This window comes from Novosphingobium kalidii, from assembly GCF_040534015.1.
GTDB lineage: Bacteria > Pseudomonadota > Alphaproteobacteria > Sphingomonadales > Sphingomonadaceae > Novosphingobium > Novosphingobium kalidii.
Genome location: NZ_JBEWLY010000013.1, coordinates 607,015 through 621,399, shown reverse-complemented (window position 1 = coordinate 621,399; position 14,385 = coordinate 607,015). Strand labels below are relative to the sequence as shown.

General features: G+C 67.3%; 14 protein-coding genes. 3 read left to right on the top strand and 11 right to left on the bottom strand.

Annotation, left to right across the window (positions count from 1 at the left end; genetic code table 11):
- Positions 1-3: 3 nt before the first annotated feature.
- From ABVV53_RS09725 to ABVV53_RS09680, 10 genes are read right to left on the bottom strand one after another with little or no spacing between them, the layout of a single operon-like run.
- Positions 4-1,161, bottom strand: a complete 1,158-nt coding sequence (locus tag ABVV53_RS09725) for a muconate/chloromuconate family cycloisomerase (RefSeq protein ID WP_353984175.1) — start codon at positions 1,159-1,161, stop codon at positions 4-6.
- Between the two features lie 11 nt (positions 1,162-1,172).
- Complete coding sequence (locus ABVV53_RS09720; protein WP_353984174.1) at positions 1,173-1,940, bottom strand: 2-keto-4-pentenoate hydratase; 768 nt, start codon at positions 1,938-1,940, stop codon at positions 1,173-1,175.
- Positions 1,937-2,443, bottom strand: coding sequence for a flavin reductase (locus tag ABVV53_RS09715; protein WP_353984173.1), 507 nt, complete (start codon positions 2,441-2,443; stop codon positions 1,937-1,939). The genes ABVV53_RS09720 and ABVV53_RS09715 overlap by 4 nt, the downstream gene beginning before the upstream one ends.
- A gap of 31 nt (positions 2,444-2,474) precedes the next feature.
- The gene (locus ABVV53_RS09710; protein WP_353984172.1) at positions 2,475-3,218 is read right to left on the bottom strand and encodes an SDR family NAD(P)-dependent oxidoreductase; all 744 of its coding nucleotides are present in this window, start codon (positions 3,216-3,218) and stop codon (positions 2,475-2,477) included.
- Positions 3,215-3,736, bottom strand: coding sequence for an aromatic-ring-hydroxylating dioxygenase subunit beta (locus ABVV53_RS09705; RefSeq protein ID WP_353984171.1), 522 nt, complete (start codon positions 3,734-3,736; stop codon positions 3,215-3,217). Before ABVV53_RS09705 ends, ABVV53_RS09710 begins: the two co-directional genes overlap by 4 nt.
- Entirely contained in the window at positions 3,733-4,989 is a 1,257-nt protein-coding gene (locus ABVV53_RS09700; protein WP_353984170.1) for an aromatic ring-hydroxylating oxygenase subunit alpha, read from the bottom strand. The genes ABVV53_RS09705 and ABVV53_RS09700 overlap by 4 nt, the downstream gene beginning before the upstream one ends.
- A gap of 35 nt (positions 4,990-5,024) precedes the next feature.
- Positions 5,025-5,549, bottom strand: coding sequence for a nuclear transport factor 2 family protein (locus ABVV53_RS09695; RefSeq protein WP_353984169.1), 525 nt, complete (start codon positions 5,547-5,549; stop codon positions 5,025-5,027).
- Complete coding sequence (locus tag ABVV53_RS09690) at positions 5,546-5,905, bottom strand: hypothetical protein (RefSeq protein WP_353984168.1); 360 nt, start codon at positions 5,903-5,905, stop codon at positions 5,546-5,548. Before ABVV53_RS09690 ends, ABVV53_RS09695 begins: the two co-directional genes overlap by 4 nt.
- Positions 5,906-5,925: 20 nt before the next feature.
- Positions 5,926-7,080 (bottom strand): acyl-CoA dehydrogenase family protein, encoded by a 1,155-nt coding sequence (locus ABVV53_RS09685; protein ID WP_353984167.1) that lies wholly within the window; start codon positions 7,078-7,080, stop codon positions 5,926-5,928.
- Entirely contained in the window at positions 7,077-8,183 is a 1,107-nt protein-coding gene (locus ABVV53_RS09680) for an amidase (protein WP_353984166.1), read from the bottom strand. Before ABVV53_RS09680 ends, ABVV53_RS09685 begins: the two co-directional genes overlap by 4 nt.
- A gap of 298 nt (positions 8,184-8,481) precedes the next feature.
- On the opposite strand from ABVV53_RS09680, the gene ABVV53_RS09675 reads away from it, so the two are divergent.
- The 3 genes from ABVV53_RS09675 (at position 8,482) to ABVV53_RS09665 (ending at position 13,236) form a co-directional block, all read left to right on the top strand.
- On the top strand, positions 8,482-8,994 hold the full coding sequence (locus ABVV53_RS09675) for a MarR family winged helix-turn-helix transcriptional regulator (protein WP_353984165.1): 513 nt from the start codon (positions 8,482-8,484) through the stop codon (positions 8,992-8,994).
- An 84-nt stretch (positions 8,995-9,078) separates the two neighbouring features.
- A complete protein-coding gene (locus tag ABVV53_RS09670; RefSeq protein WP_353984164.1) occupies positions 9,079-10,338 on the top strand; it encodes a CapA family protein in 1,260 nt (419 codons plus the stop codon).
- A 120-nt stretch (positions 10,339-10,458) separates the two neighbouring features.
- A complete protein-coding gene (locus ABVV53_RS09665) occupies positions 10,459-13,236 on the top strand; it encodes a TonB-dependent receptor plug domain-containing protein (protein ID WP_353984163.1) in 2,778 nt (925 codons plus the stop codon).
- A gap of 172 nt (positions 13,237-13,408) precedes the next feature.
- Here the strand turns inward: ABVV53_RS09665 and ABVV53_RS09660 are convergent, their stop codons facing one another.
- Positions 13,409-14,377, bottom strand: coding sequence for an AraC family transcriptional regulator (locus ABVV53_RS09660; protein WP_353984162.1), 969 nt, complete (start codon positions 14,375-14,377; stop codon positions 13,409-13,411).
- Positions 14,378-14,385 lie beyond the last annotated feature (8 nt).

Here is a 14,385-nt window from a genome sequence, read left to right as displayed (position 1 = left end):
GGATCAGGCCTCTTCTTTCGCAGGAATGCTGATGGTCTTGCGGGCGGCGTCGCGGCGCAAGTACGCCACGCGCTCCTCGTCGAGCATCACGCCCAGCCCCGGCCCGGTCGGCACGCCCAGGCTGAAGTCGGCATAGTCGAGCGGGGTGGCGAGGATCTCCTCGGTGAGCAGCAGCGGGCCGAACAGCTCGGTACCGAACGCGAGTTGCGGGAACGTGGCGAAGACCTGCGCCGAAGCGACGGTGCCCACCGCCGCCTCGAGCATCGTGCCGCCGTAAAGCGCGACGCCAGCGGCATCGGCGATCGCCTGCACCGCGCGCGCGGCAACCAGGCCGCCGGACTGCTCGATCTTGACCGCGAAGATATCGGCTGCCGCGTCGACGGTGAACTCGTAAGCGGTCGACGGACCCTGCAGCGCCTCGTCGGCCATGATCGGGATCGCCGCGCCGGCGCGCAGCCGGGCCATGCCGGTCCGGTTGCTGCGGTGGATCGGCTGCTCCACCAGATCGCAGCCCGCGTCCGCCAGCATGGCGATGCCGCGCTTGGCGCCGGTCTCGTCCCAGGCCATGTTGACGTCGACGCGCACTGAGGCGCGATCGCCCAGCGCGCGCTTGATCGCGGCGACGTGGGCGACGTCTTCAGCGATCGCGCGCTTGCCAATCTTGAGCTTGAACGCGTTGTGCCGACGCTGGTCAATCATGTCCTCGGCTTCGGCGATGTCCTTGGCGGTATCGCCACTCGCCAGCGTCCACAGCACCGGCAGGCGATCCTGGACGCGCCCGCCGAGCAGTTCGCTGACCGGCAGTCCGGCGCGCTTGCCCTGAGCATCGAGCAGCGCGGTCTCGATCGCGCACTTGGCAAAGTGGTTGCCGACGATGTAGCGCGACAGGCTCGCCATCAGCACTGCGGGGCGGGTCGCATTCTGGCCTACCAAGATCGGCGCGAAGTAGGTGTCGATGAGCAGCTTGATGCTTTCGGGCGCCTCAGGACCGTAAGTCAGGCCGCCGATGGTCGTCGCCTCGCCGATGCCTTGAATACCGTCGTCGCAGCGGATGCGCACCAGGCACAGCGTTTGGACGTTCATCGTCGCCATTGCCAGCACGTGCGGGCGGATGCAGGGCACGTCGACCAGGCAGGTCTCGACTTGAGTTATCACAGCCATCGTGCGTCCTCTCACCCGCGAACCGGCGCGCGCGCGACGATTTCGCACACGATCCTTCCGAATTCACCGAAGTCGGCGGTGCAGCGCTGTCCGGGTTCGACGGCGTGCATGCCGGTGACCGCGCCGGTGGAGACGAACTGCCCCTCGCGGAGCGGCATGCCGAGCGTCTCGGCCTGCCGCACGGCGAACGCGAAGGCGGTCAAGGGCCCGCCGGGCAGTGCCGACGCACACTTGGCGACTTTGGCCTGATCGCCCACTTGCGTCTCGCATCCGATCGCATCGGGATCGGCCAGTCGCTCGACCGGCACGGGTGCGCCGATGATCTGGCCCGCGTTGTTGCCTAGATCCGCGACGCTGACCAGCGAGCCGAGGCGCGGCAGCGGCAGCACCGGGCTAGACGCGACCTCGATGCCGGTGGTCACGCGCGCGATGGTCGGCTCGCCCTCGCCATCCAGCCCTACGAAGGCCACGTACTCGGCCTCGAACGCCGCCGATCCACCGGCGAACATCGCAAAAGCCGCGGTTTCGGCCGCCACGGCGATGTCCGCGGCAAACACCGGCCCGAGGAAGCGGTCCACGCCGTAGCGCGCCTCCAGATCGGGCGAGAGCCGGCCGACCTTCCAGCCGGCGATATCGTCATCCCACAACGCGATGGCGGCCAATTGGACGGCATACGCGTCCTCCAGCGTGTCGGGCAGAGTGCCCGGCCACTCCGCCAGCGATCGAGCCGTCCGCCGCGCCTCGACCAGCGCCCGCGCGAGCGCGTCCGTCCCACTCATGCCGCCACCGCCACGGGCAGGTGGTGGTAATTGCGGCCGCAATAGACCAGCGCCTCGCCCTCTCCATCCACCCGCAGTTCCTCGACTTGGCAGAGGAACACGCTGTGCGTGCCCATTTCGCTCACCGAAGCGACCCGGCACCCGAAGTTGCACAGCGCGCCAACCAGCGCGGGTGCGCCGCTCTGCAGCGGTGTCCATTCGGCCTGCGCAAAGCGCTCGTCCATGGTCAGGCCGCGGCTGGCGAAAACGCCGGACAACGCCTCGTGCGCCCCCGCCAGCACGTTGACGCACAAGGTTCCGCTATGGACAATCATCGCGTGAAGACGCGCCGCACGGTTGATGCAGACCAGCAGCGAGGCGGGCTCGTCCGAGACGCTGCAGACGGCTGAGGCGGTCATGCCGTGCCAGCCCTGCGCGTCGGCGGTGGTGATGATGTTCACCGCCGCGCCCAGGCGCGACATCGCCGTGCGGAACTGGGCCTTGTCGATGGTACTGGTCTGCACGGGTGTCCTCCTTGATCAGCTGCGACGCGCCTCAGCGCATCAGCAGGCCACCGTTGATGTCCCAGGTGGCGCCGTTGGCGAAGTAGGCGTTCTCGCCCGCGAGATGCACTGCGGTGTCGGCCACGTAGTCGAGCGAGCCGAGCCGCTGCACCGGAATGCCGGCGACGATGCCGGCCAGCTTGTCGGCGGGCACCAGCGAATGCACCGCCGGACTGTCGAGCGGTCCGGGTGCGATGCCGTTCACGGTGATCCCGAAAGGCGCGAGGTCACGCGCGAAGACCTTGGTCAGCGTGATGATCCCGCCTTTCGACGCCGCGTAGTGCGCGCCGGTGGCGGTGCCGCCATTCTGCCCCGCGAGCGAGGCCATGTTGACGATCCGCCCGTGCCCGCGCTCCTTGAAGTAGCGGCCGAACACCTGGCAGCCAACGAACGTGCCGCGCAGGTTCACCTGCATGACCTGGTCGAATTCGTCGGGGTCGATCTCCAGCACCGGCCGCGCGACGGTGACCACCGCGTTGTTGACCAGCACCTCCACCGAGCCCCAGCGCGTGACCAGGCGGTCGCGTGCGGCCTCGAACCCGGCCTGGCTGCGCACGTCGAGCGCTAAACCGATCGCCGTCTGGCCGCTGGGATCGAGTGCCTGCGCGCAGTCCAGCGCCGCCTGCTCGTTCACGTCGGACACGCCCACCCGGTAGCCGGCGCGGTGGAACGCGGCCGAGAGCGCAGCGCCCAGCCCTTGCGCGCCGCCGGTGACGAGGACGGTGCGAGCGCTCACAGCAGGTATCCGATGCCGAACTGGTAGTCCTCGGCGTTGACCAGCGTGACGACCTTCTCGTCGATCAGCAGGCCGCCATCGGCCCCGCGCACCAGGCGGAAGCGCAAGTCGGCCGGCAGGAAGCGCATATGCCCGTACTTGTACTCGGCCAGCATCTGCGCCGCACGCAGCTCGATGAAGCCCTCGCCTGCCGTGGTCACCACGAACCGCGATACCGTGCGCACGGTGCGCGCCGGCGGAGCGGAGGACATCGAGAAGCCGGATAGCAGTCGCCTCACCCGCGCCTCGCGCATGGTCTGGTCGTCGTAGACAATGTTCAGGACCTCGGCGTAGTCCACCTGCCCGTACAGCGTCGGAATGATGTACTTGCCGGTGATGTTCCACAGCTTGAGCCAGGGCTTGTAGTCCAGCCGGTCGAGCATGTCCGCCTCGCCCCAGACGAACGCCGTCGCCTCGGCCAAAGTGGGCACCGTCGTCTCCGCACCGTCCATCGGCTTCACCTCTTCGAGCACGCTCATGCCGCCATCATCCTCTTCCACTGCTGGTAGGCCGCGCGCATGCCGGTCTCGGCGCTGACGTCACCCGCGTTGTGCCCGGCGTCCGCCACGCCCTCGGGCGCTTCGACGCCGCGATTGAGCATGATCCACAAATCCGTCCCGGCGGCAGCGCCGCGCTGGACGCGTTCCCAGCCCTCTGCATCGTCGGGCGTGCCGAAGCCCATCGGCCCCTGGAAGTGCTCGTGCAGGCGCAGGCGCATGCGATTACCCGCCGCCGGGCCGCCATCCATGCCGATGGCCACGTGCATGATCTCCGTTTCCTCGACGGTGACCGGGCGCAGCACGCGGAAGAACGCCATCGAGCAGGCGACGTTTGGGAACAGGTTCAGGTTGAAGCCCGATCCGCCCACCGCGCGGACGACCTTGCGCACGGTCGCATCGTCGTGTCCCTCGGCGCGCAATTCGTCCGCCAGTTCGGCGAAACGCTCGGGGATCGGCGCATCTAGATTGTCTTCCAGGTCGATCAGGTCGGGGATCATCACCATGACCGAATGGCCGTTGCCCAGGTCCTCGACCCAGCCGCCCTGCCCCAGCACGTCGAACACGTTCTCGGTATCCTCGTCCAGCGAGTCCAGGAACGTCTTGTGGACGATCGGGAAGTGATAGGCGTCGGTGGTGTTCTCCAGCTGGATCTTCCAGTTGCCGGGGAAACGGAACTTGTGCTCGCCCAAGGTCTTCACGCCATAGCCCGCGCCCTGCTTCATAAACAGGTCGATCCACTTGCGCGCAGGGCCCAGGAAGGTTTCGAGCGGCTCGATTTCCTGGTTGAAGGTGGCGAAGATCATGCCCTGGTAGGTCTCGACCCGCAGCGAGATCAACGGGGACTCGCTGGTGTCGAAGTCGGCCGGATAACCGGCGACGTGGGGCACCTTGCGCAGGCGGCCGTCGGGATCGTAGCTCCAGCCGTGATAGGGGCACACGAAGACCGAAGCCTTGCCCTGCTTCTTCTCGCAGACGCTGGCGGCCCGGTGGCGGCAGCGGTTGAGCAGGACGTGCAGCTTCAGGTCGCGGTCGCGCGTGACGATCACCGCCTCGCGGCCGACCCACGAGGTCTTGAAGGTGTTCTTGCCCGGCAGGTCGCTTTCGTGCGCGACCCAGACCCAGGTGTTCTTGAAAATGCGATCCATCTCCTCGTCGAAGATGGCGGCGTCGCGGTAGAGCGAGGTGTGCACCCTGTCTTCGCGAACGAGCGTGGCGTAGTCATGGTTGCTCATAGCTGCTCCTCTTGGGTCTTTGCCATGACGGCAGGTTATTCTGTCGGCTCCGGCACCGAGATCGGCGCCTCGTCATTCCAGGGCGCGACATCGCGCGAAAAGATGTTCTCGGTCACGAAGCGGGCGATGCGCCAAGCGCCGTCCTCGACCGCGAAGTCGAGCCTCAGCGCCGCGCTGCGCAAGTCCGAGCGGCCGTCCCGGTAGGTGGAGACCTGAAGCATCATCCAGCCTGCACGCGCCGTCGCGGCTCCGGTGACGTCGATGTCCTCGGACGAAAGGTAGTGCGCGTTCAGGGCGAAATGCTGCGGCTCGGCATAGCTCGCCAGCATCGCCACGATCGCCTCGCGGCCCTCGTGCTGACCAAAAGCCTTGCGGTAGCGGCCCCGGCCTTCCCAGACGGCATCGCGGGTGAACAGCGCGCCCAGTTCATCGAACGGCGTTTGCGGACCCAAAGTATCGCAAAGGCGGAAGTAGCGCGTCGCCACACGCCGCACCGCCTCTGCGGCCTCGAGCCGCGTCAGCCGCGCCGATATCCCCTCGAGCGCGCCGTTCAAGCTCATGCGGGGATGACCAGTTCGCGGCCGATCCGTGCTTCCACGCGGATGTACTTCCACAAGCGGTGCTCGCCGATCTCGATCGTGCGGAACAGGTTGCAGGCGGCGACCGCGGTGGCACGGCAAGGCACGTCGGCGAGGATGTAGAAGGTCCACGGCCAGCCGTTGGGCGAAGTGCCGACCATCGTCTCGTCGTCGTCGATGGTGCCCAGCACGGTGACGCCCGGCAGGTCGCGGATGCCCTTCAGCATCTCGCCGGTCGCGGCCCAGACCTTGCCGATCTCGCTCGAGGGCAGGTCGAAGAAGTTCTGCAGCACGGCCCCGCAAAACAGGACGCGCAGGCTCTTGGGAGTGTCGCTCATGGTCGTCAAATCTCTCTCGCTCAGGGAAAACCGGGGGCGGCTTCAAGGCCGAGCAGGACCTTGCCGGCGTTCTGCCAGGTGCCGTCCGACAGGAAGGCGTGCTGCGGCACGATCTGCGCGTCCTGCATATAGCGCGCGATCGGATGGCCTGCCGAGATGCCCGTGGTTCCGCTCAGCCGGTAGACGATGCGCGTAACCTCGGCACCCAGATGGGCGGCATGGGTCGAGGCCAGGCGCAGCAACGAGCGGGCCTCGGCGTCGAGCTCGTCGCCCTTCTCCAGCATTGCGAAGGCCGCATCGGTGGTCTCATAGAAGAACGTCCGGGCGGAGCGCAGCGCCGCCTCCGCCTTGGCGAGATCCGCCTGCACATAGGCGCGGTCCGCCAGCGTCGGGGCGCCGGTGATTGATGTGCGTCCACCGGCCAGTTCGTTCAGGCAGTCGAGCGAGGCGCGGGCGAGGCCCAGGCCGACGACGGCGAGCACCTGGGCCGCGAGCGGCATCGAGGGATAGCGGTAGAGCGGCGTCTCCAGGCTGGACGGACCGCCGCGAACGAAAGTCCACTCCTCGGGTACGACGACCTTGTCGACGACCATGTCGTGGCTGCCGGTGCCCTGCAGGCCAATGACGTCCCAGCACTCGACGATCTGGACCTTCTCGGCCGGCATCACCGCGATCCGCGGCAGGCCGCCGGTCGGGCCCGCGCCGTCGAACTTGATGCCGACGCCGATCAGGTCGGCCCCCATGGAGCCCGAGCCCCACGACCAGCGGCCGGAGACTTCCAGGCCGCCCTCGACCGGCAGCGCCTTCTGCGGCGGAAAGATGCCGCCGGCGAAGACCACGTCGGGTCCGTTGGCGTACATCGCCTCGAGCGTCGCCAGCGGCAGCGAGCTGAGATAGACCGCGGAGAAGCCGAAACTGGCGACCCAGCCGGTCGAGCCGTCCGCCTGGCTGATTGTCTCGATCAGACGCAGGAAGTCGGACGGATGCATCTCGTCGCCGCCGAAGCGCTTGGCGACCATGGCGCGGAACACGCCGGCCTGCTTCATCAGCTCGACCACGTCGGCGCTGACGTGCGTCTGCGCCGCGAACTCGGCATGCCTCGAGCGGGCCGCGGACAGCAGCGACTGGAGCGCCTCCGCACGATCGATGGGCTTGATGGCCTCGACAACGCTCATCGCAGTTCCTCTTCCTTTCTGGTCCTGACGACCTTGTCCCCCAGCTCGCGCGCGAGCATGCGACCCATGGCGCAGACGGTCTCGTCGTGATCGCGCCGGCCGATAATCTGGATTCCGACGGGCAAGCCTTGCCCGCTGCGGACCGGAATCGTCAGCGCCGGATGGCCCGAGAGATTGAATGGCCGCACCAGCGCCGTCATGCGCAAAGCAGCCGCAGCGTTGCCGGCGTCTGCCAAAGCGATCGGGAAGCATGGCATCGTCGGCAGGACGAGCACGTGATGATCGCGCAGCAGCGCATCGACCTCACGGCCGAAGCGCTCGCGCACCTCTTCGGCCCAAGCCAGCCGCTCAGGTCCGACCGCAGCCGCGGCGGTGAGACGCGCCTCGACATCGGCACCGAGCAGGCCGCGTCCGGCGAGATGGCCGAAAGCCGCGTGCGTCTCGGCGGCGATCACGGCGATGTTGGCCTCGAACGCTTCGCCGAGGCTCTCCAGCATGTGCACGCCCGCAGGCGCCGCGAAGCCCGCCAGGGCCTCATCGAAAGCGGCCTGCACCTCGGGATCGACATCGGCGACGCGAACGAGGGCGTAGCGCGGATCGACGTCGGGCACCGGCTCGTAGCCAGGTGCGATGATCGCCATGGCCGCCTCGATCATCTCCATCGAACGGGCGAAGGGCCCGATACAGTCCAGCGACGAGCGGCGAGGCCAAGCGCCCTCGCGGCTAACTCGTCCGAACGTCGGCTTAAAGCCGAACACGGCGCAGCAGGCTGCTGGCGTCCGGATCGACCCCCCAGTGTCGGTGCCGATACCGAATTCGACAATCCCCTCCGCCACGGCGACGGCCGACCCGCTGGAAGAGCCGCCGGGCACGCGGTCGGGAAACAGCGGATTGACCGGTGATCCCGTCCAGGCATTGATCCCGGTCACGCCATAGGCCAGCTCGTGCATGTTGGCCTTACCGACGATGGTGCAGTCGGCATGGAGCAGCGCGTCGACCACGGCGGCATTGACCGGGGCGGCCGACGCATCTTCCAGCGCCCGGCTGCCGCCCCGCGTGGGCAGGCCGGCGATGTCTATGCAGTCCTTGACGGCAACGCGCATGGCGCCGCGTCCAAAGACAAAGGTGCTGTGAAGGGCGCCGTGACTCGACATGACATCAACTTGAGACGCTTCACTTGAATTGTCAACTAGTGCGGAGCGATACGTGCTGCGACTACCAGCCTTGTCCACCTCCCAAAATGCCGCCGCTTGACGTCGCCGTGATATTCCACGCACCAAAAGGCAGATGCAAGATCAGGCGACGGCCAAGGGCTTCGATTGACTTTTCACTTAATCTCAGGACTAGACGCCCGCTCAGCATCGCGACCGCGATCGCGGATACGCATATGGGTTGGCTTAGATGAAACAAGCGGAGAAGAAGCGCAGCGCGGAAGCGAAGGCGCGCGACGTCGGCAACATCCTAGACCCGGGCTCCGACGGTGCCGAGTTCGATGCCCGCGAATGGCCTTTCTTCTGGCTGACGCATGCGACCGGTCTCTATCTCAGCAAGCTCGAGCGCGGCTTGAAGAAGGTCAATCTCGACATCGGCCGCTGGCGCGTGCTGATGTGCATCCATCCGGGCTTCGCGCGCAGCGTGAGCGAGATCGCCGACCTGGCGATCGTCAAGATGCCGACGATGATGAAGCTGATCCAGCGCATGGAGGCCGAAGGCCTGGTCGCCTGCAGCGCCCGCGTCAGCGACGGGCGCGTCACCGAAGTGTCCCTGACCGAGCAGGGGCTGGAAGCGCGGCGGCTGGCCTGGCAGACCGCCAGCAAGATCTTCTCGCGCGTATTCGCTGTCGCAGATGGCCCCGACATCGTCTCCCTCAACAAGTTGCTCCGCCAAGTCATCGCCCACCTCGACGACGAATAAGGTCGTTTTCGAACTCTCTTCTTTTCTGCACGTGCTGCACAATTCGCGCCTGGCGAATAGCGCATCCCTCCTGCTCTACGCATCATGCCCTTTCATTCAAACGAAAGGGGCATCGCGCGTATGTTTGCACCAAGGAAGTGTTCGGGCTGCAGCCGGTCCGGAACTCGCAAGCTTCACCTGAGCGCCTTCGCTCTCGCCGGCGCAATGTGTGCGGCAAGCGCCGGGGCCGAAGCTCCACCGGCCGATGGGAAACTCAGCATCGCGCTGACCGGCCAAGCCCTGATCCACACCGACTTCCGCACCGCCTCGCCCGAGACCGTGGCTGCAGTGAAGCCGCTGCTGAAAGGCGACGTGGTGTTCACCAACTTCGAGGGCGCGGTCGCCATCGAGGGCGCCAAGGCCAAGGGTTTTCTCACCGGCGAGGGTTTCCATTCCCCCGCGGTCGCCGCGCCGGCCGCGAGCCTCGATGCGCTCAAGGACTTGGGCTTCAACTTGCTCGCCTTGTCCAACAACCACGCCTGGGACCTGCAAGGCCCCGGCATCCTCAGCACCATGAGGGCGATGAAAGCGCGCGGACTGACGGGCGCAGGCATCGGCAAGGACCTGCAGCAAGCGGCGGCGCCGGCCTACCTCAAGACTCCTGATGGGACCGTGGCGCTGGTCTCGCTCGCCTCGGGCTCAATTGCGAAGGGTGCGGGCGCCACAGCCGCGCAGCCCGGCATCAACGAGCTGCGCGTCGCCGACCGCAGCCTGCCCGATGCCGACGACAAGGCGCGCATCTTGGGCCAGATCCGCAAGGCGGCGCGCAAGGCCGACGTGGTGATCGCCTATCACCACAATCACGTGTTCCAGTCCTCCGCACCGTTCTTCACGATGATGAACGAGCAGCTGCCCGAACGGCTCTACCCGTCCGACTGGGTCAAGCGGTTCGCGCACGAGGAAGTCGATGCGGGCGCCAACGTCGTGGTGATGCACGGCGCGCCGCTGCTGCACGGGGTGGAAGTCTACAAGGGTGCGGTCATCCTCTATGGCCTGGGCAACTTCATCTTTCAGCTCGAACCGACCCCGCCGCGCTTCGAGGAGACGATGGTCTGGCGCTCCGTGATCGCCACCGTCGACTTCAAGGATCGCAAGCTCCAGGGCGTCCGCTTCAAGCCCGTCGCCATCGACAAGGGGCGTGACGAGGACGACCGCTTCATCGCCCGTCGCGGCATGCCAGCGCCCGCCAATAGCGACCAGGCCCGCTACACGCTGGAGCGCCTGGCGCAGCTGTCGCAGCCGTTCGGAACCACGCTCCGGATCGATGGCGATCAAGCCACCATCGACTTGAACGCCACCAAGTAAGCGCAGCGCGCTGACCCGCTCGCGGCAGAAAGGCCTGCCGCGAGCCCCTCCGACACAACAACAAGCGCGCGGCAGTCGCGTATCGCAGGACAAGCAACAACAACCAGGGGAGTATCATCTATGGCACATCGTGCGCATCTTGCCGCCAGCACCGCGCTGGCATTGATCCTGACTGGCCAGCCGGCCCTGGCGCAGACATCCGATGTCGGCAGTGCCAGCGAAGACACCGGCACCGTGGAAACACCCGACGCCGTCTCCGACATCATCGTGACCGCCACGCGTACCAACCGCGAAGGCTACACGGCGCCGACGCCGACCACCGTCATCTCGCTGGACCAGATCCAGCAGTCAGCCCCGGCCAGCCTCGCGGACTACGTCAACCAGCTGCCGGCGCTCGTCGGCTCCACCAGCCCGCGTAACAACAACGGCACGACCTCGGGCGGCACCGCCGGGTCGAACTTGCTGAGCCTGCGCAACCTCGGCGTCAACCGCACGCTGGTGCTGCTCGACGGCCGCCGCGTAGTGCCGTCCACGCTCACCGGCGCGGTGGACGTGAATACGCTGCCGACCTCGATGGTGCAGCGTGTCGACGTCGTGACCGGCGGCGCCTCCGCCGCCTGGGGCTCGGACGCGGTCGCGGGCGTGGTCAACTTCATCCTTGATGACAAGTACACTGGCATCAAGGGCGAGGCGAACTACGGCGTCACCGAAAAGGGGGACGGCAGCGCTTATCGCCTCGAGCTGACCGGCGGCATGCCCTTCGCTGGCGGACGCGGCCACATCGTCGTCTCGGGCCAGTATGCCAAGTCCGGCCGCGTGCAGGCAAGGGACCGCGACTGGTATGATGGCTCCAAGCTCATCCCCAATCCGGGGCGCACCGCCACCAACGGCGCGCCGCAATACATCGTCGCGCCCAACGTCGGCCTTGCCTCCGCCACCGACAATGGCCTGATCACCTCGGGCCCGCTGCGCGGTACGCAGTTCGGCGCAAACGGGCTCGCCTCGCCCACGCCGTTCAACTTCGGCTACACCGCCAACCTGCAGTCGCTCGGCGGCACGGCCGAGGACCAGGGCGGCCGCATCGAGTTGGCGATCCCGACCGAGACCTACAGCGTGTTCGGCCACGCCTCGTTCGAGCTGACTGACGCGATCCAAGCCTATGGCGAGGCAAGCTACGGCCACGGCGAGGCGAACTACCTCGGCGTCAGCTACAACCGGTTCGGCAACGTCACGATCCGCGCCAACAACGCCTACCTCGACCCCGCGGTGCGCCGCGCGCTCCAGGCGGCGGGGCAAACCAGCTTCTCGCTGGGCACCAGCAACTACAAGTTCGGTCAGATCGAAGGCCGCAACACCCGCGCCCTCACCCGCTTCGTCGGCGGCCTCAAGGGCGACCTGGGCGGCTGGAAGTGGGACGTCTACTATGAGCGTGGCGTGTCCAAGATCACCTCGATCGCGGCGCGCAACCCGATCGTCGCCGCCTACAACAAAGCGACCGACGCGGTGCTCTCAAGCGGCTCTATCGTGTGCGGCGTAAACGGGGACGCCAGTCCCGCGAATGACGATGCGGCTTGCGTGCCGTTCAACGTCTTCGGGTCGGCGGCGCCGTCCGATGCGGCCTTCGCCTACGTCACCGGGACCGCCGAGCAGCACGTCCGGATCACTCAGGACGTCGCGTCCGGCTCGATCTCGGGTGAGCCGTTCTCGACCTGGGCAGGTCCGGTCTCGCTCGTCGTTGGTGCCGAGTACCGCAAGGAGACCTACCGCTCCACCGCCGACGCGATCTCGCAGGCGACCGGGTTCTTCACCGGCAACTACAAGGCCTCCACCGGCGACATCAGCGTGCGCGAGGGCTTTGCCGAGATCATCGTGCCGCTGCTCAAGGACACTCGCTTCTTCCGCGACGTGAGCTTCAACGGCGCGGTGCGCTACACTGACTACGATCCGAGCGGCGGCGTCACCACCTGGAAGGCCGGCCTCACCTGGGACGTCACGAGCGAACTGCGCCTGCGCGGCACCCGCTCGCGGGACATCCGCGCGCCCAACCTCAACGAGCTGTACCAGGGCGGCCAGGCGACCACGAGCGCCTTCGTAGATCCGGTGCTGGGAACCGGCTACGCCGGCCGCGTCTTCATCATCGGAAACCGCGAACTGACGCCCGAGCGGGCCGACACGCTCTCGTTCGGCGTAGGCTACCGGCCCGAGTGGCTTCGCGGCCTGTCGCTTTCGGTCGATTACTACGACATCAAGCTGAGCAACGCGATCGTCACGCTGAACTCGCAGAACCTGATCGACGGCTGCTTCGGCGGCAGCGCCGACTTGTGCCCCTACATCACCCGCGATCCGTCCACCAACATGATCACCGAGATCCTGACGCCCGGGATCAACTTCAGCAGCGAGCGGGCGACGGGCGTGGACATCGAGGCCAGCTACTCGGCCGAAGTCGGTCCCGGTCGGCTGGGCCTGAGCGTGCTCGCCAACTACGTAAAGCGGCGCGATATCGACACCGGCTTCACCGTCTACCAGTACGCCGACACGCTTTCGGACAACACCGCGGTGCCCAAGTGGCGCGGCACCCTGAACGCGAACTACCGCGCCGGCGGAACCTCGCTGAACCTGCGCGAGCGGTTCATCAGCGCAGGCCGCTACAGCCGGCAGTTCACGATCGCCGACAACCACGTCAAGGCGGCCTACTACACCGACCTGACGCTGACCCACGAGTTCGAGGACCTTCCGGGTAAGCCGGCACTGTTCCTGTCGGTGGAGAACCTGTTCGACCAGGCACCGCGCGTAACGCCGCAGACGATCGCGCCGGTGCACATCAACACCGGCGTCAACGGCACGGTCTACGATGTGCTCGGCCGCAACTTCCGTGCCGGCGTGCGCTTCGGCTTCTGAGATAGGCGGAGGAGCGGTGCGTGGCCGCTCCTCCTCAACCCTGCCTCATCAAAGAAACCACGGCCAACTTCCGTTCGTGCCGAGCGAAGTCGAGACACCACACGCAGCGCCAGCGTGTCTCGACTTCGCTCGACACGAACGGAATCGGGTTTGCAGCGACGGCTACGGTCGCTCAATGCCCCTGGCGGCTGCGCAAGCGCTGCGAGGGGAGCAGGCCGAAGCGATCGCGGTAGTAGCCCGCGAAGCGGCCCATGCTGGTGATGCCGCAGGACTGCATGATCGCGGTCACGTCGTCGTCGGGCCGGGCCGCCGCGAGCTGGCGGTCGAGTTCGCACAAGCGAAGCTCGCGCAGTTCCTCGCCGAAGGTGCGGGCCGCCGCAGTGCGGAAGCCCTGCTGCAAGGTGCGCATGCTGACGCCGATGGCACGGGCGACGTCGGCGAGCCCGATCGGGTCGCAGCCTTGCCGCACCGCGTCGAGCATGACCTGCCTCGCCCGCATCACGTACCAGGGCTGGACCGCGCGCGCGCGGGCGGCGTCGGCACCGAGCGCGAGGCTGTCGGTTAGGAACGCGCGGACGAGGCCGTCGAGGCGCTCGGCCGCGGTGCCGAAACCCGATCCGCCCAGCTGCGCCCAGCCCAGCACGAAGCTCGCCAGATCGCGCCATGCCGGGGCGGAGCTGGCGTTGAACACCGGCAGCGCCGCGTCGTGGGACCAGCCCGCGATCGCGCTCCAGGCATCCATGCTGAGGCTGGCGGTCAGGTGCCGGCTGGCCGGGCCGTGCTCGATGTCGATCGGGGCGCCGGGGGCCGAGACGTGGATCATGCCGGGCTGCAGGCAGATGTCGCCCGCCCGAGCCGCGATCCGGCTGCGTCCTTCCGTCACCGCGTGGATCAGGCAGCGGTCAGACGGCACCCGCGAGCGGATCCGCACCGGCGCGCCATAGCGGATGTCGGCGAAGTTGCAGCTTTCCAGCGTGACATGGGCTAGCCGCGCATGAACCGCGCCGCGCGGCTCGCGCAGTTCGAGGTCGTGCGGTGCGAGGATGCCCGAAAGCATCGCGATCGCCTCGCCCCGGTCGCGCGAGCTCCACCCGGCCGCGGCGACCGTTGCAGGGCCGCTGTTGATCGGTTCACCCTGCATCACGCTAC

Excerpts from the sequence above, each read along its gene's own strand:
- ABVV53_RS09725 (WP_353984175.1), bottom strand. The coding sequence starts at position 1,161 with ATGGCTGTGATAACTCAAGTCGAGACCTGCCTGGTCGACGTGCCCTGC.
- ABVV53_RS09720 (WP_353984174.1), bottom strand. The coding sequence starts at position 1,940 with ATGAGTGGGACGGACGCGCTCGCGCGGGCGCTGGTCGAGGCGCGGCGG.
- ABVV53_RS09705 (WP_353984171.1), bottom strand. The coding sequence starts at position 3,736 with ATGAGCGTGCTCGAAGAGGTGAAGCCGATGGACGGTGCGGAGACGACG.
- ABVV53_RS09700 (WP_353984170.1), bottom strand. The coding sequence starts at position 4,989 with ATGAGCAACCATGACTACGCCACGCTCGTTCGCGAAGACAGGGTGCAC.
- ABVV53_RS09695 (WP_353984169.1), bottom strand. The coding sequence starts at position 5,549 with ATGAGCTTGAACGGCGCGCTCGAGGGGATATCGGCGCGGCTGACGCGG.
- ABVV53_RS09690 (WP_353984168.1), bottom strand. The coding sequence starts at position 5,905 with ATGAGCGACACTCCCAAGAGCCTGCGCGTCCTGTTTTGCGGGGCCGTG.
- ABVV53_RS09685 (WP_353984167.1), bottom strand. The coding sequence starts at position 7,080 with ATGAGCGTTGTCGAGGCCATCAAGCCCATCGATCGTGCGGAGGCGCTC.
- ABVV53_RS09680 (WP_353984166.1), bottom strand. The coding sequence starts at position 8,183 with ATGCGCGTTGCCGTCAAGGACTGCATAGACATCGCCGGCCTGCCCACG.
- ABVV53_RS09675 (WP_353984165.1), top strand. The coding sequence starts at position 8,482 with ATGAAACAAGCGGAGAAGAAGCGCAGCGCGGAAGCGAAGGCGCGCGAC.
- ABVV53_RS09670 (WP_353984164.1), top strand. The coding sequence starts at position 9,079 with ATGCCCTTTCATTCAAACGAAAGGGGCATCGCGCGTATGTTTGCACCA.
- ABVV53_RS09665 (WP_353984163.1), top strand. The coding sequence starts at position 10,459 with ATGGCACATCGTGCGCATCTTGCCGCCAGCACCGCGCTGGCATTGATC.
- ABVV53_RS09660 (WP_353984162.1), bottom strand. The coding sequence starts at position 14,377 with ATGCAGGGTGAACCGATCAACAGCGGCCCTGCAACGGTCGCCGCGGCC.